At 70.2% G+C, this 23916-nt stretch carries 26 protein-coding genes; 18 read left to right on the forward strand and 8 right to left on the reverse strand.

Going from position 1 to position 23916, the window contains the following annotated elements; genetic code table 11:
* Positions 1–6 precede the first annotated feature (6 nt).
* The 3 genes from OG595_RS24205 to rpmB all read right to left on the reverse strand — a co-directional run bounded on the left by OG595_RS24205 (position 7) and on the right by rpmB (position 1194).
* Positions 7–546 (reverse strand): hypothetical protein, encoded by a 540-nt coding sequence (locus OG595_RS24205; RefSeq protein WP_329275299.1) that lies wholly within the window; start codon positions 544–546, stop codon positions 7–9.
* 66 nt (positions 547–612) lie between these two features.
* Positions 613–918: a 30S ribosomal protein S14 gene (gene rpsN, locus OG595_RS24210; RefSeq protein WP_329275301.1), complete on the reverse strand. Its 306-nt coding sequence runs from the start codon at positions 916–918 to the stop codon at positions 613–615.
* Positions 919–957: 39 nt separating this feature from the next.
* Complete coding sequence (gene rpmB / locus OG595_RS24215; RefSeq protein WP_329275304.1) at positions 958–1194, reverse strand: 50S ribosomal protein L28; 237 nt, start codon at positions 1192–1194, stop codon at positions 958–960.
* A gap of 61 nt (positions 1195–1255) precedes the next feature.
* Here rpmB and rpmG point away from each other — a divergent pair, with 61 nt between their 5' ends.
* The 5 genes from rpmG to OG595_RS24240 all read left to right on the forward strand — a co-directional run bounded on the left by rpmG (position 1256) and on the right by OG595_RS24240 (position 3754).
* Positions 1256–1420 carry a 50S ribosomal protein L33 gene (rpmG, locus tag OG595_RS24220; protein ID WP_037717627.1) on the forward strand — a complete coding sequence of 55 codons (165 nt, stop codon included), beginning with the start codon at positions 1256–1258 and terminating at the stop codon, positions 1418–1420.
* A gap of 9 nt (positions 1421–1429) precedes the next feature.
* On the forward strand, positions 1430–1678 hold the full coding sequence (locus OG595_RS24225) for a type B 50S ribosomal protein L31 (RefSeq protein ID WP_329275311.1): 249 nt from the start codon (positions 1430–1432) through the stop codon (positions 1676–1678).
* A 16-nt stretch (positions 1679–1694) separates the two neighbouring features.
* Positions 1695–2927 (forward strand): CobW family GTP-binding protein, encoded by a 1233-nt coding sequence (locus tag OG595_RS24230; protein ID WP_329283144.1) that lies wholly within the window; start codon positions 1695–1697, stop codon positions 2925–2927.
* 7 nt (positions 2928–2934) lie between these two features.
* Complete coding sequence (gene rpsR, locus OG595_RS24235; RefSeq protein ID WP_006376563.1) at positions 2935–3168, forward strand: 30S ribosomal protein S18; 234 nt, start codon at positions 2935–2937, stop codon at positions 3166–3168.
* 307 nt (positions 3169–3475) lie between these two features.
* Positions 3476–3754, forward strand: a complete 279-nt coding sequence (locus OG595_RS24240) for a DUF397 domain-containing protein (RefSeq protein ID WP_327695600.1) — start codon at positions 3476–3478, stop codon at positions 3752–3754.
* Between the two features lie 117 nt (positions 3755–3871).
* Here the strand turns inward: OG595_RS24240 and OG595_RS24245 are convergent, their stop codons facing one another.
* Positions 3872–4381, reverse strand: coding sequence for an ATP-binding protein (locus tag OG595_RS24245; RefSeq protein WP_329275317.1), 510 nt, complete (start codon positions 4379–4381; stop codon positions 3872–3874).
* Positions 4382–4727: 346 nt separating this feature from the next.
* Between OG595_RS24245 and OG595_RS24250 the strand changes: the two genes are divergently transcribed.
* The 6 genes from OG595_RS24250 (at position 4728) to OG595_RS24275 (ending at position 10314) form a co-directional block, all read left to right on the forward strand.
* Positions 4728–5552 (forward strand): helix-turn-helix domain-containing protein, encoded by an 825-nt coding sequence (locus OG595_RS24250; protein WP_329275319.1) that lies wholly within the window; start codon positions 4728–4730, stop codon positions 5550–5552.
* Positions 5553–5646: 94 nt separating this feature from the next.
* Positions 5647–7116, forward strand: a complete 1470-nt coding sequence (locus OG595_RS24255; protein WP_329275321.1) for an aldehyde dehydrogenase family protein — start codon at positions 5647–5649, stop codon at positions 7114–7116.
* Between the two features lie 148 nt (positions 7117–7264).
* Positions 7265–7804 (forward strand): DinB family protein, encoded by a 540-nt coding sequence (locus OG595_RS24260; protein WP_329275323.1) that lies wholly within the window; start codon positions 7265–7267, stop codon positions 7802–7804.
* Between the two features lie 24 nt (positions 7805–7828).
* Positions 7829–8470: a PadR family transcriptional regulator gene (locus OG595_RS24265; RefSeq protein WP_329275325.1), complete on the forward strand. Its 642-nt coding sequence runs from the start codon at positions 7829–7831 to the stop codon at positions 8468–8470.
* 84 nt (positions 8471–8554) lie between these two features.
* A complete protein-coding gene (locus tag OG595_RS24270; protein ID WP_329275329.1) occupies positions 8555–9511 on the forward strand; it encodes an ATP-binding cassette domain-containing protein in 957 nt (318 codons plus the stop codon).
* Positions 9512–9585: 74 nt separating this feature from the next.
* A complete protein-coding gene (locus OG595_RS24275; protein ID WP_329283146.1) occupies positions 9586–10314 on the forward strand; it encodes an ABC transporter permease in 729 nt (242 codons plus the stop codon).
* Positions 10315–10335: 21 nt separating this feature from the next.
* On the opposite strand, the gene OG595_RS24280 is transcribed toward OG595_RS24275, so the two are convergent.
* Positions 10336–11763, reverse strand: coding sequence for a glutamate decarboxylase (locus tag OG595_RS24280; RefSeq protein ID WP_329275331.1), 1428 nt, complete (start codon positions 11761–11763; stop codon positions 10336–10338).
* Positions 11764–11851: 88 nt separating this feature from the next.
* Here OG595_RS24280 and OG595_RS24285 point away from each other — a divergent pair, with 88 nt between their 5' ends.
* The gene (locus OG595_RS24285) at positions 11852–12613 is read left to right on the forward strand and encodes a MerR family transcriptional regulator (protein WP_329275333.1); all 762 of its coding nucleotides are present in this window, start codon (positions 11852–11854) and stop codon (positions 12611–12613) included.
* Between the two features lie 32 nt (positions 12614–12645).
* On the opposite strand, the gene OG595_RS24290 is transcribed toward OG595_RS24285, so the two are convergent.
* Positions 12646–13011: a YbjQ family protein gene (locus tag OG595_RS24290; RefSeq protein WP_164412198.1), complete on the reverse strand. Its 366-nt coding sequence runs from the start codon at positions 13009–13011 to the stop codon at positions 12646–12648.
* A gap of 149 nt (positions 13012–13160) precedes the next feature.
* Between OG595_RS24290 and OG595_RS24295 the strand changes: the two genes are divergently transcribed.
* A complete protein-coding gene (locus tag OG595_RS24295) occupies positions 13161–14054 on the forward strand; it encodes a DedA family protein (protein ID WP_329275341.1) in 894 nt (297 codons plus the stop codon).
* Positions 14055–14176: 122 nt separating this feature from the next.
* Here OG595_RS24295 and OG595_RS24300 read toward each other — a convergent pair whose 3' ends face one another.
* Both OG595_RS24300 and OG595_RS24305 read right to left on the reverse strand, forming a co-directional pair.
* Positions 14177–15883, reverse strand: coding sequence for a threonine/serine ThrE exporter family protein (locus tag OG595_RS24300; RefSeq protein WP_329275343.1), 1707 nt, complete (start codon positions 15881–15883; stop codon positions 14177–14179).
* A gap of 117 nt (positions 15884–16000) precedes the next feature.
* Positions 16001–16492, reverse strand: a complete 492-nt coding sequence (locus tag OG595_RS24305; protein ID WP_164412192.1) for an inorganic diphosphatase — start codon at positions 16490–16492, stop codon at positions 16001–16003.
* A 124-nt stretch (positions 16493–16616) separates the two neighbouring features.
* Between OG595_RS24305 and dacB the strand changes: the two genes are divergently transcribed.
* The 5 genes from dacB to ftsH all read left to right on the forward strand — a co-directional run bounded on the left by dacB (position 16617) and on the right by ftsH (position 23804).
* On the forward strand, positions 16617–18341 hold the full coding sequence (gene dacB, locus OG595_RS24310) for a D-alanyl-D-alanine carboxypeptidase/D-alanyl-D-alanine endopeptidase (RefSeq protein ID WP_329283149.1): 1725 nt from the start codon (positions 16617–16619) through the stop codon (positions 18339–18341).
* A 215-nt stretch (positions 18342–18556) separates the two neighbouring features.
* Complete coding sequence (locus tag OG595_RS24315; RefSeq protein ID WP_329275345.1) at positions 18557–19690, forward strand: zinc-dependent metalloprotease; 1134 nt, start codon at positions 18557–18559, stop codon at positions 19688–19690.
* Between the two features lie 190 nt (positions 19691–19880).
* Complete coding sequence (gene tilS / locus OG595_RS24320) at positions 19881–20924, forward strand: tRNA lysidine(34) synthetase TilS (RefSeq protein ID WP_329275347.1); 1044 nt, start codon at positions 19881–19883, stop codon at positions 20922–20924.
* A 69-nt stretch (positions 20925–20993) separates the two neighbouring features.
* Positions 20994–21554, forward strand: coding sequence for a hypoxanthine phosphoribosyltransferase (hpt, locus tag OG595_RS24325; RefSeq protein ID WP_044471976.1), 561 nt, complete (start codon positions 20994–20996; stop codon positions 21552–21554).
* Between the two features lie 213 nt (positions 21555–21767).
* Positions 21768–23804, forward strand: a complete 2037-nt coding sequence (gene ftsH / locus OG595_RS24330; RefSeq protein ID WP_329275350.1) for an ATP-dependent zinc metalloprotease FtsH — start codon at positions 21768–21770, stop codon at positions 23802–23804.
* Positions 23805–23916: the final 112 nt, after the last annotated feature.

Here is a 23916-nt window from a genome sequence, read left to right on the forward strand (position 1 = left end):
CTCGGCTCAGGACCCCAGGCCCGCCGTGGGCAGCCCCGACGGGAGCTGACCGCCCTGCGACTTGGTGTACGTCTCGGTGCCGAGGCTGCTCGACCAGGTGATCTTCATCGACGTCCTGTCGACGGAGTCGACCATCCCCCCGGTCCTTTCCTTGGTCCCGTCCGAGCAGGTGAGGTGGACCATCTGCATCCCCGCCTCCTTGCCCGCCGTACCGCTGCACACGGTCCCCCCGGTGGCGAACAACCCGGCCTTCGTCCCGGTGATCACCAGCGCCACGGCACTGCCCTTGCTGGTGGTCAGCCAGCTGCCCACCAGCGCACTGTCCGTGGTGGTCGAACCGCTGCTGCCGTCACCGCCGCCCGCGTCGGAGGCGGAGGGGGACGGTGCGGAGGGCGAGGCCGACGAGTCCGTACCGCCACTCGCCGACCCGTCGTCGGACCCCCCGTCGCCGCTGCACCCGGCAAGCAGGAGCACCGCAACCACCCCGGCCGCCGAGGCCGCACCAGCCCTGCGCGCCAACGCGCGCGCGTACGTCACCGAATTCACCGGGAAGCTCCCAACCAGTAGCCGCCGGCAATAGCCGTAACGACCGCACGACACGACCGCAGCAAGCTACCAGGACGACTTGCGAACGCCTGGGAGGAACCCTGCATGCGCCTGTGAACGCAGGCCGACCCGGGACAGTCCGAACGCCCGGAAGTACCCGCGGGGCCGCCCGTCCACCTGGTCCCGGTTGCGCACGCGCGTGGCGCTCGCGTCACGAGGCTGCCGTTCCAGTTCCCGCCGGGCCGCCGCCCGTTCCGCGTCCGTCGAAGCCGGCCGCCGGACGATCTCCTTCAGCTCGGCCCGCCGCTGGGCGTACCGGGCGACGATCTCCTGCCGCTTCTCGTTCTTCGCGATCTTGCTCTTCTTCGCCATGTCGCTGCCGCCTCTGTCCTCTCTGTCCCGTCCGGCCCGTCAGACCTTGACCCCGCGGGCCCGGATCCGGGCCACCGCCGCCTCGACGCCGATCGTGTCGACGGTCTTGATCCCCTTCGCGCTCAGCCGCAGCCGGACGTGCCTGCCCTCGCTCGGCAGCCAGTACCGCTTGGACTGGATGTTGGGGTTGAAGCGACGGGACGTACGCCGGTGGGAGTGGCTGATGTTGTTGCCGAAGCCCGGCTGGGCGCCGGACAGCATGCAGTGGGCGGACAAGGTGACGCACCTCTCTCGGTCAAGCTATGCAAATGGAAGTCGTTTTCAGTAAGATACCAGCATGGCTCGCAACGAACTCCGGCCGGTCGTCAAACTCCGGTCCACGGCCGGGACCGGCTTCACCTACGTCACCCGCAAGAACCGCCGCAACGACCCGGACCGCATGACCCTGCGCAAGTACGACCCGGTCGCCGGCCGTCACGTCGACTTCCGAGAGGAGCGCTGATCAGCCGCCATGCGTAAGGGAATCCACCCGGCGTACGGGCCCGTCGTCTTCCGTGACCGGGCCGCGAACCACGCCTTCCTCACCCAGTCCACGATGACCAGCGAGAAGACGGTCGACTGGGAGGACGGCAACACCTACCCCGTCGTCGACGTCGAGATCTCGAACGTCAGCCACCCCTTCTACACCGGCACGGCCCGCGTCCTGGACACGGCCGGCCGGGTGGAGCGCTTCGAGCGCCGGTACGGCAAGAAGGACTGAGGAAACACACGTGCAGGTGCATGAGCACGGGTCCTCCGGGGCTCACGAACTCTCCGTGGCGATCGTCGGCGGACTGCACGCCGACGCCCGCAAGGCCGCCGTCGCGCGGCTGCTCGCCGACGTGCCCGGCAGCGTCGTACTCCACCACGACCTCGCCACGGCCGTCGCCGGGACGGTCGTGCGGACCGTCAGCGACACCAGCGGCATCCTCTCCGCGGGCGAGGCGCCCCTGGTCAACGACTGCGCGTGCTGCGCCCTGCGCGAGGACCTCGTCCCGGAGCTGCGGCGGCTCGCGGAGGCCGGGCGGACCCGGCTGGCGATCGTCGAGCTGTGGGACTCCGTCGAGCCCAAGGCGATGGCCGAGGTGGTGACGGCCGGCGGCCTCACGGTCACCGGCGTCATCACCGCCGTCGACCCGGCACTGCTGCTGCCGTACCTCGGCAACGGCGACGACCTGGCCGAGCGCGGCCTCGCCGCCGCGGCCACCGACCAGCGCACGGTCGCGGACACCTTCGCACGCCAGCTGGAGTACGCCACCGTCCTCGCCCTCGTCGACTCCCCGGACGCCGACGACGAGGACCGCGAGCTGCTCGCGCAGCTCCACCCGACAGCCCGCCAGGTCCCCGTCACGGGCGGCCACCCAGGGGACTTGGCGGGCGCGCCCGACGCGGCCGACCCGGCCTGCGGGTCCGGCAGGGAAGCGGCGCCGCTCTCGGCCCTCGCCTCCGCCGCCCTCGCCGGATTCGACGTCGAGGCCGCCGCCGCGGCTCAGCACCCGGCGTGCGCGCTGCTGCCCGCGGAGGCCGACGCGCACGGCGTGTCCACCCTCGTGTGGCACCGCCGCCGCCCCTTCCACCCGGAGCGGCTGTACGAGGCCCTGGAGGACCTGACCTGCGCCGCCGCGCGCAGCCGGGGCCGGTTCTGGCTCGCCGACCACCCCGACACGCTGCTCCACTGGGACGCGGCGGGCGGCGCGCTGTGCGTGGAGAGCGCGGGTCCCTGGCTCGCCTCCCTCCCGGACGCGGCCTGGGACATGGTCGAGCCCGTGCGCCGGGCCGCCGCCGCCCTCGACTGGCACCCCGAGCACGGCGACTGCTGCCAGCACCTGGTGTTCACGTCCCCCGGCCTCGACCGCGACGGACTCGAACAGCTCCTGGAGTCCTGCCTGCTCACCGACGCGGAGTACGCCGGCGGGCGCACCGCCTGGAAGCGCCTGCCGCCCGCCTTCGACACCCTCCTGGAGGTCTGACCCCGACATGGCCCGCAAGATCGAACGCAAGCCCCTCAAGGCCCGCCCCAACCCGCTGGACGCGGCGAAGATCACGTACATCGACTACAAGGACACGGATCTGCTGCGGAAGTTCATCTCCGACCGCGGCAAGATCCGCAGCCGCCGGGTCACCCGCGTCTCGGCCCAGCAGCAGCGGCTGCTCGCCCGCGCGATCAAGAACGCCAGGGAGATGGCACTGCTGCCGTACGTGTCCCGGTAGCCGCCGCGCCCCGCGCGACCTGCGCGATCTGTTCGCGCGCCCCCGCCGCCGCCCCACCCGCACCCCCGTCTCCGTACGCCCCGGGAGACGGGGGTGCGGGCGTGCGGGGGAACGCGCGGGGGCGCGCGTGCGTCAAGGTGAGTAGTGGCGCGAACACCTGGCGTGCACGTGCATCTGACCGTGCGTATGCCCTTGCATACGCCTGTGCATCCGCCCATGCGTCTGCACGTGAACAGAGTTATGATCCGGCAGAGTTGACCACCGCACCAATGGCCTCACCAGCCAGTGCACCACCAGGGAGCGACCTGTGGACCACGACGTGTACGGCGTTGGCGCAGCCGATGAGTCCGGCGTGTACAACGGCATGGCCGCCGCGCGGCTGGACGGGGTCGCCGCCTGGCAGAAGAGCCGGCACAGCAACTCGCAGGGCTCCTGCGTCGAGTTCGCGCGGCTGCCCGGCGGCGAGGTGGCGGTACGCAACTCGCGCTTCCCCGACGGTCCGGCGCTCGTCTACACGCGCGCCGAGATCGAGGCGATGCTCCTGGGCATCAAGGACGGCGAGTTCGACCACCTGACCGCGAGCTGACCGCCCCGCGGCCGTCTCCGCTCCGGAGGCCCCGGAGTCGGGACAAGCAGGGCGTAACAGCCGTGACACGGGCCGTGACGCGCGTAGAAAAGTGGCCCGAAGAAACTCCGCCGTGCCTCACTCGGCGGAGTGCAGCCCGAACAGTGCCCAGACGACCTTGCCGCCCAGCGCGCCCGAGAGCGGGTGCCAGCCCCAGCTGTCGCTGAACGAGTCGACGAGGAACAGACCCCGGCCCGACTCGGCCGAGAAGTCCTCCGAGAACTCCTCGGTGTCGTACGCCACCGGACTCTCCCTGCTGGGGTCGCGCACCGCGCACACCAGCCGCTCGGTCCAGCGCATCAGGTGCAGCCGGACGGGCGGCTCCTGGGGCGAGGTGTGCGGGGGGTCCGTGGGCAGCGCGTGCCGAAGAGCGTTGGTGACCAGCTCGGAGACGACCAGGCAGACGTCGTCCAGACGGTCGCCGATGTCCCACTGGGTGAGTGTTCTGCGACTGAACTGCCGTGCCTCGCGCACCGCTTCGTAGCGGGCGGGCAGCGCGCACGACGCCGCGTTGGACACGGCCGAGGGATCCAGTGGCGGAAGTCCCTGCCTTAAAGGCTCGAGCATGGTCGATCCATTCATCCCCATGCGAGGCACTCCCGGGAGATCGCGGTCGTTGCGATGCAGTCCTTGCGATGCAGCGGTGGCGCGAGACCATGGTTTCCGATGCGTACGGCGGATGCAAGGGCAGATGCACGTGCACGCGCCTGAATTGGACCCACCCGTACCGCTTCTTGGTCATTTTTTCCGCCAACTTTTCACCTCTGGCTGGTCTTCCCCTTGCCTCTACCTGTGCGTACGCTCTGACGTCTTCCCATTTGAGTAACCGGACGAGTACTGCTCGGAGTGTTTTAGTGGCAGACTGCGGCCCCTGGAGAGGTTGGGGAGGGTGACGAACGTGAGCGCGGGAGAGCCGGGATCGGTGGTGCGACGCATGTTGCTCGGATCACACCTGAGGCGACTGCGTGAGGCGCGGGGCATCACGCGAGAGGCGGCGGGTTACTCGATCCGTGCCTCCGAATCGAAAATCAGCCGTATGGAGCTGGGCCGGGTGAGCTTCAAGACACGCGACGTCGAGGACCTGCTGACGTTGTACGGCGTCAACGACGAGGCCGAGCGCAACGCGCTCCTCTCGCTCGCCAGGGAGGCCAACGTCGCGGGCTGGTGGCACAGTTACTCCGATGTGCTGCCCAACTGGTTCCCCACCTACGTGGGCCTGGAGGGCGCGGCATCGCTGATCCGCGCCTACGAGGTGCAGTTCGTGCACGGTCTGCTGCAGACGGCGGCCTACGCGCGTGCGGTCGTCGAACGCGGCATGAAGGGCGCGAGCCCCGCCGACATCGAGCGCCGTGTCGCCCTGCGCATGGAGCGGCAGAAGTACCTCCTGTCCACCGGCGGCCCGGAGTTCCACGTCGTCCTGGACGAGGCCGCGCTGCGCCGCCCGTACGGCGACCGCGAGGTGATGCGCGGCCAGCTCCAGCATCTGATCGAGATCTCCGAGCGCCCCAACGTACGGCTCCAGATCATGCCGTTCGGCTTCGGCGGGCACTCCGGCGAGAGCGGCGCGTTCACGATCCTGAGCTTCCCGGAGTCCGACCTGTCCGACGTGATCTTCCTCGAGCAGCTCACCAGCGCGCTGTACCTGGACAAGGCGGAGGACGTCACGCAGTACGAGAAGGCGATGAAGGAGCTGCAGCAGGACAGCCCCGGCCCGGACGAGAGCCGGGACCTGCTGAGGGGCCTGTTGCAGCTCTCCTGACCTGGGTCCCTGATCAACCCCCAACTCCCTTTGGACGCACGTACGATGACGTGTGATCAGACCGTGATACGGGATTGAGGGATTGAGGGATCGCATGTCGTCGCTTGAGTACTACTTCACCGACCTCGCGCAGCAGTACATCGGCGGTGAGTGGCGCCCGGGTACCGGCTCCTGGGACATCATCGACTTCAATCCGTACGACGGCGAGAAGCTCGCGTCGATCACGATCGCCACGGTGGACGAGGTCGACGAGGCGTACCGGGCCGCCGCCGCGGCCCAGAAGGACTGGGCCGCGACCAGTCCGTACGCCCGCCGCACGGTCTTCGAGAAGGCCCTGCGCATCATCGAGGACCGTGAACAGGAGATCGCCGCGGCGATCATCGCCGAACTCGGCGGCACGCACCTCAAGGCCGGCTTCGAACTGCACCTCGCCAAGGAGTTCCTGCGCGAGTCGATCCGCCTGGCACTGGCCCCCGAGGGGCAGATCGTCCCGTCGCCGGTCGAGGGCAAGGAGAACCGCGTCTACCGCGTCCCGGTGGGTGTGGTGGGCGTGATCAGCCCCTTCAACTTCCCCTTCCTGCTCTCCCTGAAGTCGGTCGCCCCGGCGCTGGCCCTGGGCAACGGCGTCGTCCTCAAGCCGCACCAGGACACCCCGGTCGTCGGCGGCTCCCTGGTCGCGAAGATCTTCGAGGACGCGGGCCTGCCGCCCGGCCTCCTGAACGTCGTCATCACGGACATAGCCGAGATCGGCGACGCGTTCCTCGAACACCCGGTCCCGAAGGTCATCTCCTTCACCGGCTCCGACGCCGTCGGCCGCCACGTCGCCGCCGTCTGCGCGCCCCTCTTCAAGAACGTGGTCCTCGAACTCGGCGGCAACAGCGCCCTGGTGGTCCTGGACGACGCGGACATCGACTACGCGGTCGACGCCGCGGTCTTCAGCCGGTACGTCCACCAGGGCCAGGTCTGCATGGCCGCCAACCGTGTCCTGGTGGACCGTTCGATCGCCGCCGAGTTCACCGAGAAGTTCGTGGCCAAGGTGAGGTCCCTGAAGGTCGGCGACCCGAACGACCCCGCGACGGTCATCGGCCCGGTGATCAACTCCTCCCAGGCGGAGGCGATTTCGGGTGTCGTACGACGAGCACTGGAGGAGGGCGCGACGGCGCTGCTCCACGGCACGACGACGGACAACCTGGTCGAGCCCTCGGTCCTGACCGATCTCCCCGCCGACTCGCCCATCCTCAAGCAGGAGATCTTCGGCCCGGTGGCCCTCCTCGTCCCCTTCGACGGCGAGGAGGAGGCGGTCCGCCTCGTCAACAACACGCCGTACGGCCTCAGTGGCGCCGTCCACACGGCCGACGTGGAACGCGGTGTCGCCTTCGCCAAGCGGATCGACACGGGCATGTTCCACGTCAACGACGGCACGGTCCACGACGAGCCCCTGGTCGCCTTCGGCGGCGAGAAGTCCTCCGGCATCGGCCGCCTGAACGGCGACGCGACGGTGGAGGCCTTCACGACCCAGAAGTGGATCTCGGTGCAGCACGGGCGGAGCTTCTTCCCGTTCTGAGCACGTCCCGTCCCAGGGGCGTCGTGGAACGTCGTGGAAGCTTTTGGGTGACCCGAGGGGCTTGCGGACAGAACCTGACCGCAAGCCCCCGTAACTTCGTCGGTGTCAGGCAGGAACGCCCGCACGACCCGATGAAAGGCGGCCCACCATGGTCACTCACGTCCCCTCCGAAGCACCCGGCGACGAGCTCGGAGCGCTTCTCTCCTTCATCGAGGAGCAGCGCGGCGGCATCCGGCGGGCCCTGCTGGGGCTGACCGACGAGCAGGCCGCCTCCCGCCCCAGCGCCAGCGAGCTGTCCCTCTCCGGGCTGCTCAAGCATGTCGCCGAGGTCGAGCAGGGCTGGATCGCGCGGGCCAAGGGGGAGGCGCCGGCCGTCAAGCGGGACGAGTCGAACTGGCACGAGTGTTTCGCCCTCGTCGAGGGGGAGACCGTCGCCTCGCAGCTCGCGTACTGGGAGAAGGTCGCCGCCGAGACCGAGGCGTTCCTGCGGTCCGTGCCGAGCCTCGACGACACCTTCGCGCTGCCGCCGGACCCCTGGTTCCCGCCGGAGGGCCGGGTCTCGATGCGCTGGCTGGCGCTGCACCTGATCCGCGAGACCGCCCGGCACGCCGGTCACGCCGACATCATCCGCGAGTCCCTCGACGGCGCCACCGCCTTCGAGCTGGTGGCCCGGGAGCGGGCCGCTTGACGCCAGGGCCCTAGTGTGGCCCGCATGTCAGCGATCCGTCTCCTCGTGCTCGGCGCGGTCCGTCAGCACGGGCGGGCCCACGGCTACCAGGTGCGCAACGACCTGGAGTACTGGGGCGCGCACGAGTGGTCCAACGCCAAGCCCGGCTCGATCTACCACGCGCTCAAGCAGATGGCCAAGCAGGGGCTGCTGCACGCGCACGAGATCGCGCCCTCCACGGCCGGCGGCCCGCCCCGCACGGAGTACGAGATCACCGGCGAGGGCACCGAGGAGTTCCTGAAGCTGCTGCGCGAGGCCCTGACCTCGTACGACCAGAAGATGGACGTCAAGTCCGCGGCCATCGGCTTCATCGTCGACCTGCCGCGCGAGGAGGCGGTGACCCTCCTCAGGGAACGCACCCGGCGCATCGGCGAGTGGCGCTCCTCGGTCACCGAGCACTACGTCCCTGAGGACGGCCCCGGACAGCTCGGCCACATCGGCGAGATCATGAACCTGTGGCTCCACACGGCCGACGCCGAGGCCGAGTGGACGCTGGGTCTGATCGCCCGGATCGAGGGCGGGGCGTACACCTTCGCGGGGGAGGGCGAACCGTTCGTCGGCGTCCTGGCCGAGGGCGAGGAGAACCCGTACGCGACGGGGGACAGGCATCCCGGGGACTGGCGATAGTCCCGCACTGATCAAGTTTGACCAATGCTCCTCGGGGGATTACCTTCGAGAGGTAATCAAGTTTGACTAGCCAGGGGGGATTCTGTGGCCGACACGGCGATCACCGTCGAAGGCGCACACAAGAAGTACGGCGGCAGAGAGGCACTGTCCGGACTCGACCTGCTGGTCGCCCGAGGCACGGTGCACGGCGTGCTCGGGCCGAACGGCGCGGGCAAGACGACCCTGGTCCGCATCCTGTGCACGCTGCTCAGGCCCGACGGCGGCCGCGTCGAGGTGGCCGGGCACGACGTGCTGACCGAGGCCCGGGAGGTCCGGTTCCGTATCGGTCTGCTCGGCCAGCACGCGGCGCTCGACGAGGAGCTGAGCGGCCGGCAGAACCTGGAGATGTTCGGCCGCCTCCACCACCTGGGCGCCCGCCACGCGCGCGTGCGGGCCGGCGAGCTCCTCGCCCGCTTCGGGCTCGCGGACACCGGCCGCAAGGCGGTCAAGCACTACAGCGGCGGAATGCGCCGCCGCCTGGACCTCGCCGCCTCCCTCATCACCGACCCGGAGGTGCTGTTCCTGGACGAACCGACGACCGGCCTCGACCCGCGCGGCCGCACCGAGGTGTGGACCGCGGTCCGCTCCCTCGTCGGCGGCGGTACGACGGTGCTGCTCACCACCCAGTACCTGGAGGAGGCCGACCAGCTCGCCGACCGCGTCTCGGTCGTCGACCGGGGACGGGTCGTCGCCGACGGCACACCGGACGAGCTGAAGGCCGCCACGGGCGGCGACCGCATCGACGTCGTCCTGCGCGACGCCGGCCAACTGGGCGCTGCCGTCGCCCTGTTGCCCGTACCCGCCGCGGGCGTCTCCGTGGACCCCGACCGTCGGCTGCTGAGCGCCCCGGTCACCGACCGCATGGCGGCGCTCTCCGGGGTCGTACGGGCCCTGGAGGCGGCCGGGATCGAGGCCGAGGACATCGCCCTGCGGCGCCCGACGCTGGACGAGGTGTTCCTGGACCTCACCGGGGGCGACGAGCGGACCAAGGAGGCCGTGTGACGACGTACGGGACACACGAGATATACAGGGCGACCGGTGGGCCGGGCACGCGCGCGTTGGCCGACTGCTGGACCATGACCCGCCGCGAACTCGCCCACTGGGCACGGCAGCCGGTCCAGGTGCTGGTCGGACTGGTGTTCCCGGTGATGCTGCTGCTGATGTTCGGCTATCTGATCGGCGGCGGCCGGGAGGTGAGCGGGAACTACGTCGACTACCTGGTCCCCGGCATGCTCGCGCTCACCATGGCCTTCGGCCTGGAGGGCACGATGCTCGCCGTCACCCAGGACCTCAACAAGGGCGTCATCGACCGCTTCCGTTCCATGCCCATGGCCAACGGCGCGGTCCTGGTGGGCCGTTCCGCCGCCGACATGCTCCAGTCGGCCCTGGGGCTCGCCGTGATGCTCGCGGTGGGATACGCCATCGGCTGGCGTGCCCACGGGGGCGTGACGGCCCTCCTGGGGGCCGTGGGCCTGCTCCTGCTGTTCCGCTTCGCCATGCTGTGGATCGGCATCCAGCTGGCCATGGTGGCCGGGAAGCCGGAGCTGGTGCAGGCGGTCCAGATCCTGGTCTGGCCGGTCGGCTTCCTGTCCAACGTCATCGCCACCCCCGGGTCCATGCCGGACTGGCTGGGCACGGCCGTCCAGTGGAACCCGATGTCCCGGACGGCCACCGCGGTACGCGATCTGTTCGGCAACCCCGGCGGCGAACCGGGCCACCTCTGGGCGGCCGTCGCCTGGCCGCTGGCCCTGCTGGCGGTCTTCTTCCCGCTGGCGGTACGGAGGTTCGGCCGCCTGAGCCGGTAACTCCCTCCCGTCGGGCGGCCGTCAGTGGTGGAAGCCGGTGGCCGCGTCCTTGTCGTGCGTCAAGGGGCGCGGCTGCCGGCGCAGTTCGGGCAGCAGCCGCCCCAGGTCCTCCAGGAACAGCTCGGCGAGGTCCGCGGAGAACCCGTTGCGGCACACGACCCGCAGGACGGACAGGTCCTGCCGGTTCTCCGGGAAGGTGTACGCGGGTACCAGCCAGCCCCGCTCGCGCAGCCGCCGCGAGACGTCGAAGACGTCGTACGCGGTCACGTCCGCGCCGGTCGTGAAGGCGAACACGGGCAGCTCGTCGCCCCGGGTCAGGAGCCGGAAGTCGCCCAGCTCCTCGATCCGCCCGGCGAGCGAGCGTGCCACGTCCCGCGTGGACTGCTGCACGGCCCGGTAGCCGTCGCGGCCCAGCCGCAGGAACGTGTAGTACTGCGCGACCACCTGGGCCCCGGGGCGCGAGAAGTTGAGCGCGAACGTCGGCATGTCGCCGCCCAGGTAGTTGACGCGGAAGACCAGCTCCTCGGGGAGCGCCTCCTTGTCCCGCCACAGCGCCCAGCCGACGCCCGGGTAGACCAGCCCGTACTTGTGCCCCGAGGTGTTGATCGAGGCCACGCGGGGCAGCCGGAAGTCCCACACCAGGTCCTCGTCCAGGAAGGGCGCCACCATGGCCCCTGACGCCCCGTCGACGTGCACGGGGATGTCGAGCCCGGTCCGCTCCTGAAGGGCGTCCAGGGCCGCGCACAGCTCCGCGACGGGCTCGTACGACCCGTCGAAGGTCGACCCGAGGATCCCGACGACCCCGATGGTGTTCTCGTCGCACAGGTCGGCCGCCGCCTGCGGATCGAGATGGAACCGGTCGCCCTCCATGGGCACCTGACGCGCCTCCACCTCCCAGAAGTTGCAGAACTTCTCCCAGCAGACCTGCACGTTGACGCCCATGACGAGGTTCGGCCGGGCGTCCCGCCCCGGATACCGGTCGGCGTTGCGCCCGGCCCACCGCCGCTTCAGCGCCATCCCGGCCAGCATGCACGCCTCACTCGAACCGGTGGTCGAACAGCCCACGGCGGCGGCCGGATCGGGCGCGTTCCACAGGTCGGCGAGCATCGCCACGCAGCGCCGCTCCAGCTCGGCCGTGCGCGGGTACTCGTCCTTGTCGATCATGTTCTTGTCCTGGCACTCACCCATCAGGACACCGGCCTGCGGCTCCATCCAGGTGGTGACGAAGGTGGCCAGGTTGAGCCGGGAGTTGCCGTCGAGCATCAGTTCGTCGTGCACGAGCTGGTACGCCGTCGACGGCGGCAGCGGGGAGTCCGCCAGCCGGTGCGTGGGCGGAGCCTCGGTCATCCCGCCGACCGGATTCGCCTCCCCGTAGAAGGGGTTGACGGCGAGCCTGCGCCCGGTCCCCTTGTCGTCGGGTGTTTCGCTGTCCCCGCGGTGCAGTGGCATGCGTACGACGGTATGCCCGGGTCACGGGGCTTGCACCTCACGCGGGGTGAGGAAGCAGTGTGGAACGCGTACGGAGAAGGGAGCGGAAGTGGGCTACAGCGTGGGACAGGTCGCCGGTTTCGCCGGCGTCACGGTGCGCACCCTGCACCACTACGACGAGATCGGCCTCCTGGTGCCGGGCGGACGCAGTCACGCGGGCCACCGGCGCTACGACGACGCCGACCTCGACCGGCTGCAGCAGATCCTGTTCTACCGGGAGCTCGGCTTCCCGCTCGAAGAGGTCGCCGCCCTGCTGGACGACCCGAAGGCGGACCCGCGCGCGCAGCTGCGCCGTCAGCACGAGCTGCTGACCGCCCGGATCGAACGGCTCCAGCAGATGGCGGCGGCCGTGGAGCACGCCATGGAGGCACGCAGAATGGGCATCAACCTCACGCCCGAGGAGAAGTTCGAGGTCTTCGGCGACAAGGACCCGGAGGCATACGCGGAGGAGGCCGAGCGCCGCTGGGGCGGCACGGAGACGTACGCGGAGTCGCAGCGCCGCGCGGCCACTTACACGAAGGACGACTGGCAGCGCATGCAGGCCGAGGTGGCCTCCTGGGGCGAGCGCTACGACGCCCTGATGGCCGCCGGCGAGCCCCCGTCCGGCGAGGCGGCCACGGCCATGGCCGAGGAACACCGGCAGCACATCACCAAGTGGTTCTACGAATGCACGTACGAGATCCATCTCGGCCTCGCCGACACGTACGTCTCCGACGAGCGCTTCAAGGAGTTCTACGACTCCATGCGACCGGGCCTCGCCGAACACCTCAGGGAGGCGATCACGGCGAACGCGGCCCGGCACACCTCATAGCGCGTACCTCGTAGAGGCGGCCTGGTCCGGGATCACTCCCGGGCCAGGACCACCGCGGTCCCGTACGCGCACACCTCCGTGCCCACGTCCGCGGCCTCGGTCACGTCGAAGCGGAACGCGAGCACGCCGTTGGCGCCACGCGCGCGTGCCTGCTCGACAAGGCGGTCCATGGCCTGGTTGCGGGTCTCGACGAGAGTCTTCGTCAGCCCCTTCAGTTCGCCGCCGATCATCGACTTCAGCCCGGCCCCGATCTGGCTGCCGAGGTGCCGCGACCGCACGGTCAGCCCGAAGACCTCACCGATGACCTGCTCGACCCGGTAGCCGGGGATGTCGTTCGTCGTCACGACCAGGACGTCGGACTGAGGTCCCTGGCCGCCGCCGTATTCTTCGATGCCCATAACCTCACAGGGTGGCCCCAGTTCCCGCACAGCGCACCCCGGAGTGGCGCATGGAAACTGAGGGAACCCGGAGGGGGCACTTCGCGTTGATAGCTTTGGCCCCACTCTTCTCCGCACTCATCTCTGCCAAGCCTCAGGAGCCCGGAACAGTGACGACGCTTGCCCTCGGACCGAGCTGGCTGGATCCGGACTACCTGTTGGACCAGTTCGGCATCTGGGGCCTGCTCCTGATCGTGTTCGCCGAGTCCGGTCTGCTCATCGGCTTCTTCCTGCCGGGCGACTCGCTGCTGTTCACGGCGGGCCTGCTGATCACCGCGGGCACCCTGGACTTCCCCCTGTGGGGGGCGGTCGCCCTCATCTGCCTCGCCGCGATCCTCGGCGACCAGGCGGGCTACATGTTCGGCAAGAAGGTCGGCCCGTCGCTCTTCAACCGACCGGACTCCCGCCTCTTCAAGCAGGAGAACGTCACCAAGGCCCACGAGTTCTTCGAGAAGTACGGCCCGAAGTCCCTGGTCCTCGCCCGCTTCGTGCCCATCGTGCGCACGTTCACGCCGATCATCGCCGGCGTCAGCGGGATGAAGTACCGCTCGTTCCTGACCTTCAACGTGATCGGCGGCGTCCTCTGGGGCGCGGGCGTCACCCTGCTCGGCTCCTGGCTCGGCAACATCGACTTCGTCAAGAAGAACATCGAACCGATCCTGCTGCTGATCGTCCTCATCTCGGTCGTCCCGATCATCATCGAGTTCGCCCGGGCCCGCGGCAAGGCCAAGAAGAACCCGCCCCAGCAGCCCGAGTCCCCGGCCCAGCAGCAGTACCCGCCGGCCCCGATGGACGACGCGACAACCCAGCTCCGCCGCGTCCCCCCGGCCCAGCAGCACGACGACCAGGGCTACGGGCAGCAGCAGTACGGCCAGAACCAGGGCTACGACCAGAACCAGTACTACGACCCGCAGCCCTACGCCCAGCAGTACCCGCAGGGCTACCAGCAGGACCAGCAGCAGTACCCGTACAACAACCAGAACAACGGCTACCCCCAGAACTGACGGCTGGGCCACCCACCTGGGGGCGCGGGGACTGCGCGATCAACCACGACGAACCTGCGCTCGCGGTAAGCCGGAACCCCCGAACTCCTGGGCGTCCAACGCCAAGCGTACGTACCCGGAACTCAAAACCCCCGCGTCCGCTTGGCAGCCCGCCGACCCCCGGCGGAGCCGGTGGGCACCCTCAAGAACAACCGCGAGATCTCCGACCCGAGATTCACCCCGATGGCGATGGCCATGGCCAGCGCCGCGGCCTTCGACAGCGAGACCAGCCCCGCGTCCATGTCGTTCTGCGCGATCGACAACAGCCCGAAATACGTCGGCGAACCGGGCAGCAGGGGCCCGATCGCCGCGGTGGTGTACGGCAGGGCCGACGCGTACCGGTACCGCGACAGCAACTGCCCGAACAGCCCGACCAGCCCCGCCGCGACGGCCGTCGAGGCCACCGGCGAGAAGTCCCCGGTGTAGTACATCGCGCCGTACACGCTCCACGCCACACCCCCGTTGAGCGTCACGATGAGCACGGTGGAACGTTCCTGCTGGAGCATGACCGCGAAGGTCAGCGACAGCAGCATGGACGCGCTGATCTGCCACAGTGGCCGCTCCACGCTCCCCAGCGCCGCGTCAGGGTTGAGCTCGGCGCCCAGTTTCACGCCGAAGTACAGGATCAGCAGCACCCCGACGACGATGCCCACGAAGAAGTACATGACCTCCAGCAGGCGCGCGGACGCGGTGATGTAGAACCCGGTCAGCCCGTCCTGCACCCCGGCCACCAGCGCCCGCCCGGGCAGCAGCGCGAACAGCCCACCGGTGACCACGGCGGACGCCTTCACGTCCACGTGCGCGGCCGTCAGCGCGATCCCTATCGCGGCCGGCGGCATCGCCGCCACCGTGAACTGGTAGAACTCCGGCAGCCCGCGCCCCGCGCACAGCCACGCCAGCCGGTCGCCCAGCATCGCGCCGAGCGCCGCCGCCACGAACACGACCATGTCACCGCCGACGAGCACGGAGGCGGCGCCCGCGAGCAGCCCGGCGGCCACGGTGAGCGCCCAGCCGGGGTACGGGTGCCGGTTCCGCCGGATCTCCGCGAGGCGCCTGTAGGCCTCTTCCAGAGTCGTGGCGGTCTCGGAGTCGCTCAGGTCGTCCACAAGCCGGTAGACGGCCGCCAGGCGCGTGTAGTCGGTGCCCCGGCGCCGGACCGTCCGTGACGCCGTCACCGGATCCTCGACGAGCGAGGGCTGGTACGTGATCGACAGCAGGGTGAAGGTGACGGTCGGCTCGCAGCGGTCGAGGCCGTAGGACCGGCAGACGGCGAACATGGCCGCCTCCACGTCCTCGGCGCCCTCGCCGCCCGCGAGCAGCAGCTCGCCGATACGCAGGCTCATGTCCAGCACGCGCGGGACGGCCGGTCCGTCCTCCTCGGCCGCCTTCTGCAGCCGTTCCGGCGCGGGCCGTTCGGCCACCGGCATCCGCAGCATCGTGCGCATCCGGTCCTGCCAGGGCACGTCCTTGGTGAGACTCACCACAGGGATGCCCAGGGGCGGCGTGAACGCGGGCGCCCGGTAGGTGAGCGGGGTGCTGAAGGCCGAGGCCGGTCCCCCGGCGTCGCCGCCGGGCGGCTGCGGAACGTCGAGCCCGTCCGGCAGGGCGAACTCGGAGGTCGTCTCGGCCTCACCGGCGACGGGCTTCGGCGGGGCCGTCCCCTCCGGGAGCGAGAACTCGGAGGTGGTGGACGACTCACTGTCGCCGCCCGCCGAGGCCGCACCCCCGCGGGGAACCGCGTAGACGCCCCTGGCCTCGTCGGATGCCGGCTTGCGGTCCTCGTCCGTCACTCCGTGTCGCTCCCTGCGCGTGCCCCTCCGGTACGCCTCTCAGTATGCGCACAGACACACGAACGGGCCGCACGCGCACGCGTGCGGCCCGTTGAGCATCACGGGGTCCAGGAGACCTCAGTGGCCGCCCTGCTCCTTGAGGCGCTTGTACGACCGCTCGATCTCGGCCTCGGCGTCCGCACGGCCCACCCAGTTGGCGCCCTCGACGGACTTGCCGGGCTCCAGGTCCTTGTAGACCTCGAAGAAGTGCTGGATCTCCAGCCGGTCGAACTCCGACACGTGGTGGATGTCCCGCAGGTGCTCCACGCGCGGGTCGTGCGCGGGCACGCACAGCAGCTTGTCGTCGCCGCCGGCCTCGTCCGTCATCCGGAACATGCCGATCGTGCGGCACTGGATGAGGCAGCCGGGGAACGTCGGCTCGTCCAGGATGACCAGCGCGTCCAGCGGGTCGCCGTCCTCGCCGAGGGTGTTCTCGACGAAGCCGTAGTCGGCCGGGTAACTGGTCGAGGTGAAGAGGCGACGGTCCAGACGGATCCGACCGGTCTCGTGGTCCACCTCGTACTTGTTCCGTGAACCCTTCGGAATCTCGATCGTGACGTCGAACTCCACCGGTGGCTCCTCCATGATCAGCACATAGTTCTGGTGGTTAAGTGTCCCTCACGCAGGTGTGTGATCGCGAAAGGGGCTGGTGGTCGTGCCAGAGCTGAGGCCTTGGCGGGCCGCGAGGCCGCGGATGGCGCGGTTCGCGCGCACCGTACGACCCCGTCTCACCCGGGCCACCGCAACGGTGAAACCCCAGCTCGGACGGGCCGGAGCCGCGGTGAAACCGCAACTCGAACGAGTGACGGCGACGATCAGGCCGCGACTCGAACGAGCCAGGCGAACCACAGCCGCCGTGAAACCGCGGGTCGCGCGGATCACACGGGCGGTGGCCCCGAAGCTTGCCGGTCTCCCGGGGCCGGGCACCCTGAGGACGCTGCCGCTGTCACTGCCGAAGACCCTTCGGACCTGGCAGTACACCGCGGGCGCCGCCACCGCCGGACTGGCGTTGACCGCCGGCGTGGTGACCGCGGCCGGCCCCTGGGACTCCTCCGGCCAGCGTACGGCCGAGCGGGACTGGGCCGCCGTCCAGGAGCGATCTGGTGGCACAGATCACGAACGTAATTCCGGTACGTCCGACAGCTCCGCCACCTCGGGTACGTCGGCCGGGGCGCCCGCACCCGCCCCGAGCGCCCCCTCCGTGCTGACGGGCCTCGGCAGCGCCACCGGCGCCGTCCGGGCGGCGCCCGGCGGAAGGGCCCTCGCGGCCGTCCTGGACCCGCTCCTGAAGAACCCCGCGCTCGGCACCCGCCGGACGGCGGCCGTCGTCGACGTGGCCACCGGGAAGCGCCTGTACGGCCTGGGCGCCGACGAGGCGCTCGTCCCCGCCTCGACCACGAAGATCGCCACGGCCGTCGCCGCGCTCTCCGCGATGGGCGCCGACCACCGCCTCACCACCCGGACCGCCCTGGAGCCCGACACCAACGAACTCGTCCTGGTCGGCGGCGGCGACCCCACCCTGACGGCCCGTGAGGACGCGGAGGGCTGGGCGAGCCTGCGCGGCCTGGCCGACTCGACGGCCGCCGCCCTCACGAAGCGCGGCGTACGCAAGGTGACGCTGTCGTACGACACCACGCTCTACGCGGGCCCGGAAATCCACCCGATCGGGGCCGACAATGGCGGCAACCTCGCCCCGGTCACCGCCCTGATGGCCGACGAGGCCCGCACGAACGACTCGACCAGTGGAACGGCCGACCGCAGCACCGAGCCGGCGGCGGACGCCGCCCGCACCTTCGCGACCCTGCTGGCGAAGCACGGCATCAAGACCACCTCACCCGGCCCGTCCAAGGCCACGGGCCGCGCGACCACCCTCGCGAAGGTGTCCTCGCCGCCGCTCTCCGCCCTCGTCGAGCGCATGCTGACCAACAGCGACAACGACCTCGCCGAGGCCCTCGCCCGCCAGACCGCGCTCGCCACGGGCGTCCGGCCCGACTTCGCGGGCGGCGCCCGGGCCATCCGCACCCAGCTGGCCAAGCTCGGACTGCCCATGTCCGGCGCCCGATTCGCGGACGGCAGCGGCCTGAACCGTGCCGACCTCCTCACGCCGAACCTCCTCACGGCCCTCCTGGCCAAGGCCGGCGACCCGTCCCACCCCGAGCTCCGCGCGGCCCTCACGGGCCTCCCGGTGGCGGGCTTCACGGGCACCCTGAGCACCCGTTACACGGACGGCGCGGCAGGTGTCGTACGGGCCAAGACAGGGACCCTGACCGGCGTGAACGCCCTGGCGGGCACGGTCGTCGACCGCGACGGCCGCCTGCTGGCCTTCGCCTTCCTGGCCTCCGACACCACCAGCAGGACGGAGGCCCAGGCGGCCCTGGACCGCGTGGCGACGGCGCTCGCGGCCTGCGGCTGCGGGTAGCTCCGCCGGACGGGCGGTTCTTCGTCCGCGGGCCCGGTGGGGGCTGGTCGCGCAGTTCCCCGTGCCCCTGGGGGGCGCTGCTGCGGGCAAGCGTTCCGCAGGGCGACGGGGGAGGGTGGACACAGCCCGCGACGCCGGGTGCGGTCCGAAGGGACCTCGCCTCTGCCGACTTCGCCGCCCTGCCCCCAGCTGAGTCGCTCACGTACGGTTGACGCATGACGAGCATCGGTGGTGCTGCATCTGCTGGGATGGTCGACTGGAATCTCGCGGTGGCGACCGCGACCCGACTGGTACGGCCGGGCCCAGAGGTGAGCCGTGACGAGGCCCGGGCCATCGTCGGGGAGCTGCGCCGGCACGCGAAGGCCTCGGAGGAGCACGTCCGGGGCTTCACCCGGATGGGAGGCGACGCCGCCCACGACACCCCCGTACTCGTCGTCGACCGCCCCGGCTGGGTACGGGCGAACGTCGCCGGGTTCCGTGAGGTGCTCAGGCCCCTGCTGGACAAGATGGGGGAGCGGCGCGGGAGTTCACCGGGCGGGGCCGTCCTCGGCGCGGTCGGCGGCAAGGTCACCGGCGTCGAACTGGGCATGCTGCTGTCGTTCCTGTCGTCCCGTGTCCTCGGGCAGTACGAGACCTTCGCCCCGGCCACCCGCGAACTCCCGGCGGGCGCGAACGGCGGCGGCCGGCTGCTCCTCGTCGCGCCGAACATCGTCCACGTGGAGCGCGAACTCGACGTACAGCCCCACGACTTCAGGCTCTGGGTGTGTCTGCACGAGGAGACGCACCGCACCCAGTTCACGGGCGTGCCCTGGCTGCGCGACCACCTGGAGGGCGAAATCCAGTCGTTCTTGGGAGAGACGGAAGTCGACCCCATGACGTTCCTGGAGCGCATCAGGGAGGCCGCGCAGTCCCTCGCCGGCGGCAGGCCCGAGGGCGAGGAGGACGACGGCGGGCGTTCCCTGGTGGAACTGGTGCAGACGCCGGCCCAGCGGGAGATCCTCGGCCGGCTCACCGCGGTCATGTCCCTCCTGGAGGGGCACGCCGACTTCGTGATGGACGGGGTGGGCCCCGCGGTGGTGCCCTCCGTCGCCGAGATCCGGGAGAAATTCCAGCAACGCCGGGCCAAGGGTGCCTCACGGCTGGACCTCGCGCTGCGCAAGCTGCTCGGCCTGGACGCCAAACTCAAGCAGTACCGGGACGGCGAACGGTTCGTCAGCGCCGTCGTCGACCAGGTCGGCATGGACGGCTTCAACCGCGTGTGGACCTCTCCGAACACCCTTCCTACGAAGGCGGAGATCGCCAAACCGGCGGACTGGGTCGCGCGGGTGCACCGCAGGGCGGACCAGTGAGCCCCCGGGGCACGTGGTGAACGAATCCGGCCGACGGCAGGTGAACGCCCCTTCAATCACCCGTCCGAGGGACCGTGAGGCATGGGTAGGCGTGCAATGCTCGGGGAACGCCCCGTTTCTGTCACCATCTACACACTCTGAGTGACCGAAGTCGGCTCACCCCCCGAAAACTTCATGAAGGGAACCGGACATGGGTCCCCATCCTGCGGTCGCGGCGATACGCCTGGCGGTTCGCCGCGCTCTCCACGACGTCCTGACTGCGAACACCCGTCCCAACAGCCTCCTCCCCGGCCCCACCACCCCCGGCGAGTCCGCCCCGCTCGTCCTCGTGGCGTGTTCCGGCGGCGCCGATTCCATGGCGCTCGCCTCCGCTCTCGCGTTCGAAGCGCCCAAACTCGGTGTGCGCGCCGGCGGCGTCACCGTCGACCACGGTCTGCAGCCCGGCTCCGACCTCCGCGCCGACGAGGTCGTCCTGCGCCTGACCGAACTCGGCCTGGCCCCGGTCGAGTCGATCGCCGTGGCCGTCGGCCGTGAGGGCGGCCCCGAGGCCGCCGCGCGCGACGCCCGGTACGCCGCCCTGGACGCCGCGGCGGAGCGCCACGGCGCCACCGCGGTCCTCCTCGGCCACACCCGCGACGACCAGGCCGAGACCGTGCTGCTGGGCCTCGCCCGTGGCTCCGGCATCCGCTCCCTGTCCGGGATGGCGGCCGTCTCCGGGCGGCCCGGGGCTCCCGACCGGTACCGCCGGCCCTTCCTCCAGCTCGACCGGCAGACCGCCCGCAAGGCGTGCATGGTCCAGTCCCTCCCGGTCTGGGACGACCCGCACAACGCAGACCCCGCCTACACCCGGTCCCGGCTGCGCCACGAAGGGCTGCCCGCCCTGGAGAAGGCCCTCGGCAAGGGCGTCGTCGAGGCCCTCGCCCGCACGGCCCAGCTCTCCCGCGACGACGCCGACGCCCTCGACACCTGGGCCCGCCAGGCCGAGGCCTCCGTACGGGACACGGCGGGCCTCCTGGAGTGCGCCAAGCTGTACGCCCTGCCGCCCGCCGTACGCCGCCGCATCCTGCGCAGTGCCGCCATCGAGGCGGGCGCTCCGGCCGGTTCGCTGTTCGCCCGCCACATCGAGGAAGTCGACCGGCTGATCACCGGCTGGCGAGGTCAGGGAGCCATCAATCTCCCCGGCCGGGTCGTCGCCCAGCGGCAGGGTGGCAGACTGGTGATTCGGCAAGGCTGAATCTCACCCCCCTTCGGGGCGGGGCAGGGGTCGGCGGGCCGGGCGAATGGCGACGGGCGACCGAAAGTGATGCGGGTGGACGCGAAAGACATGGGTGCCGACCTCAAGTCGGTACTCATCACCAAGGAAGAGATCGACGCGAAGCTGGTCGAACTGGCCGCGAAGATCGACGCGGAGTACGCGGGCAAGGACCTGCTGATCGTCGGTGTGCTCAAGGGCGCGGTGATGGTCATGGCCGACCTGGCCCGGGCGCTGTCCACCCCCCTCACCATGGACTGGATGGCCGTGTCGTCGTACGGCGCGGGCACCCAGTCCTCCGGTGTGGTGCGGATCCTCAAGGACCTCGACACCGACATCAAGGGCAAGCACGTCCTCATCGTCGAGGACATCATCGACTCCGGGCTGACGCTGTCCTGGCTGATCTCCAACCTCGGCTCCCGCGAGCCCGAGTCGCTGAAGATCTGCACCCTGCTGCGCAAGCCGGAGGCCGCGAAGGTCGCCATCGACGTGGAGTGGGTCGGCTTCGACATCCCCAACGAGTTCGTGATCGGCTACGGCCTCGACTACGCGGAGAAGTACCGGAACCTTCCGTTCGTCGGTACGCTCGCGCCCCACGTCTACGGCGGCTGAGTCCCGAGGCCGCTGAGCCAAAGGGCGAGTCCTGTGGGGCGTCCGGGAACCCGGGCGGCCTTCCCGCCGTTGGAGCAGGCGTGGACGGTATTGACAGCCAGCCCGTGCGCCTTCGGGTGACAATGCTGGGGTACCGTCCGAAGAGCAGTTCTTAGAACAGTCTTTGTCAAACTCACTATGGCAGGAGGGACGGGGCGGCACCGCTCCGTATGGATGGACGTGAAGCGATACTTCCGTGGGCCGGTCATGTGGATCGTGCTGGCCGTCCTTGCCGTGGTCGTGTTGATGCAGGTCGTCGGCTCGTCCGGCGGCTACAAGACGGTGGACACAGGCCAGGTCGTCCAGGCGATCAACGACAACAAGGTCGAGCAGGCCAAGATCACCACCGGTGACGAGCAGGTCATCAAGGTCCAGCTCAAGGACGGCCAGAAGGTCGAGGGCAGCTCGAAGATCCAGGCGAGCTACATCGGCGATCAGGGCGTCAACCTGGCGAACACTCTCCAGGACAAATACCAGAACAAGCAGATTCCGGACGGCTACACGGTCTCTCCGACCAAGCAGAACGCTTTCGTCGGCATTCTGCTGTCGCTGCTCCCCTTCGTCCTCATCGTCGTCGTGTTCCTGTTCCTGATGAACCAGATGCAGGGCGGCGGCTCCCGGGTCATGCAGTTCGGGAAGTCCAAGGCCAAGCTCATCACCAAGGACACCCCGAAGACGACGTTCGCCGACGTGGCGGGCGCGGACGAGGCGGTCGAGGAACTCCACGAGATCAAGGAGTTCCTGCAGGAGCCGGCCAAGTTCCAGGCCGTCGGCGCCAAGATCCCCAAGGGTGTGCTCCTCTACGGGCCTCCCGGTACGGGCAAGACGCTGCTCGCGCGTGCCGTCGCGGGCGAGGCGGGCGTTCCGTTCTACTCGATCTCGGGTTCCGACTTCGTCGAGATGTTCGTCGGTGTCGGTGCCTCCCGGGTCCGTGACCTCTTCGAGCAGGCCAAGGCGAACGCCCCGGCGATCGTCTTCGTCGACGAGATCGACGCGGTCGGCCGCCATCGCGGCGCCGGCCTCGGCGGCGGTCACGACGAGCGCGAGCAGACGCTCAACCAGCTGCTCGTCGAGATGGACGGATTCGACGTCAAGGGCGGTGTGATTCTCATCGCCGCCACCAACCGTCCCGACATCCTCGACCCGGCGCTGCTGCGTCCCGGCCGTTTCGACCGCCAGATCGCGGTCGACCGCCCGGACATGCTGGGCCGTCTGGAGATCCTGAAGGTTCACCAGAAGGGCAAGCCGGTCGCTCCGGACGTCGATCTGTCGGCGGTCGCCCGTCGCACGCCGGGCTTCACCGGCGCGGACCTGAGCAACGTCCTCAACGAGGCCGCGCTGCTCACCGCCCGCAGCGACAAGAAGCTGGTCGACAACGAGTCCCTCGACGAGGCCATCGACCGCGTCGTGGCGGGCCCGCAGAAGCGGACCCGGATCATGTCGGAGAAGGAAAAGAAGATCACCGCGTACCACGAGGGCGGCCACGCCCTGGTCGCGGCGGCCTCCCCGAACTCCGACCCGGTCCACAAGATCACGATCTTGTCGCGCGGCCGGGCCCTCGGTTACACGATGGTGCTCCCGGACGAGGACAAGTACTCCACCACCCGCAACGAGATGCTCGACCAGCTGGCCTACATGCTGGGCGGCCGGGCGGCGGAGGAACTGGTCTTCCACGACCCGACGACGGGCGCTGCGAACGACATCGAGAAGGCCACGGCAACGGCCCGCGCGATGGTCACGCAGTACGGCATGACCGAGCGCCTCGGCGCGATCAAGTTCGGCGGCGACAACACCGAGCCCTTCCTGGGCCGGGAGATGTCGCACCCGCGCGACTACTCGGAAGAGGTCGCCGCGCTCGTCGACGAAGAGGTCAAGAAGCTCATCGAGAACGCGCACAACGAGGCCTGGGAGATCCTGGTCGAGAACCGCGACGTCCTCGACGCCCTCGTGCTGGAACTGCTGGAGAAGGAGACGCTGAGCAAGGAGCAGATCGCCGAGATCTTCGCTCCCATCATCAAGCGCCCGGCCCGCCCCGCGTGGACCGGATCCTCCCGCCGTACGCCGTCCACCCGCCCGCCGGTGCTCTCCCCCAAGGAGCTGTCGCTGACGAACGGGACCAACGGTTCGGCGCCGGCGATCACCGCCAAGGCGACAGCCACCGAGTCCGTCCCCGCGACGGATCCGGTGCCGGAGGACCGCACCGAGAGCTGATCCCGGCTCTCCCGCCCCTCCCGCTCAGCGGGGCCCGGAATGGATGCCGCGCTCCCCAGGATCTAGCCTGGGGGGCGCGGCATTTCGGTATGTCCGCATGTGCGACGCGTGG

The organism is Streptomyces sp. NBC_01451 (assembly GCF_036227485.1).
Lineage (GTDB): Bacteria > Actinomycetota > Actinomycetes > Streptomycetales > Streptomycetaceae > Streptomyces.

Coding starts and splice junctions, on each gene's coding strand:
- rpsN (WP_329275301.1), bottom strand. CDS start 918: ATGGCGAAGAAGAGCAAGATCGCGAAGAACGAGAAGCGGCAGGAGATC.
- rpmG (WP_037717627.1), top strand. CDS start 1,256: ATGGCTCGCAACGAACTCCGGCCGGTCGTCAAACTCCGGTCCACGGCC.
- OG595_RS24225 (WP_329275311.1), top strand. CDS start 1,430: ATGCGTAAGGGAATCCACCCGGCGTACGGGCCCGTCGTCTTCCGTGAC.
- rpsR (WP_006376563.1), top strand. CDS start 2,935: ATGGCCCGCAAGATCGAACGCAAGCCCCTCAAGGCCCGCCCCAACCCG.
- OG595_RS24245 (WP_329275317.1), bottom strand. CDS start 4,381: ATGGGGATGAATGGATCGACCATGCTCGAGCCTTTAAGGCAGGGACTT.
- OG595_RS24250 (WP_329275319.1), top strand. CDS start 4,728: ATGTTGCTCGGATCACACCTGAGGCGACTGCGTGAGGCGCGGGGCATC.
- OG595_RS24255 (WP_329275321.1), top strand. CDS start 5,647: ATGTCGTCGCTTGAGTACTACTTCACCGACCTCGCGCAGCAGTACATC.
- OG595_RS24260 (WP_329275323.1), top strand. CDS start 7,265: ATGGTCACTCACGTCCCCTCCGAAGCACCCGGCGACGAGCTCGGAGCG.
- OG595_RS24265 (WP_329275325.1), top strand. CDS start 7,829: ATGTCAGCGATCCGTCTCCTCGTGCTCGGCGCGGTCCGTCAGCACGGG.
- OG595_RS24275 (WP_329283146.1), top strand. CDS start 9,586: ATGACCCGCCGCGAACTCGCCCACTGGGCACGGCAGCCGGTCCAGGTG.
- OG595_RS24280 (WP_329275331.1), bottom strand. CDS start 11,763: ATGCCACTGCACCGCGGGGACAGCGAAACACCCGACGACAAGGGGACC.
- OG595_RS24290 (WP_164412198.1), bottom strand. CDS start 13,011: ATGGGCATCGAAGAATACGGCGGCGGCCAGGGACCTCAGTCCGACGTC.
- dacB (WP_329283149.1), top strand. CDS start 16,617: ATGGCGCGGTTCGCGCGCACCGTACGACCCCGTCTCACCCGGGCCACC.
- OG595_RS24315 (WP_329275345.1), top strand. CDS start 18,557: ATGACGAGCATCGGTGGTGCTGCATCTGCTGGGATGGTCGACTGGAAT.
- tilS (WP_329275347.1), top strand. CDS start 19,881: ATGGGTCCCCATCCTGCGGTCGCGGCGATACGCCTGGCGGTTCGCCGC.
- hpt (WP_044471976.1), top strand. CDS start 20,994: ATGCGGGTGGACGCGAAAGACATGGGTGCCGACCTCAAGTCGGTACTC.
- ftsH (WP_329275350.1), top strand. CDS start 21,768: ATGGACGTGAAGCGATACTTCCGTGGGCCGGTCATGTGGATCGTGCTG.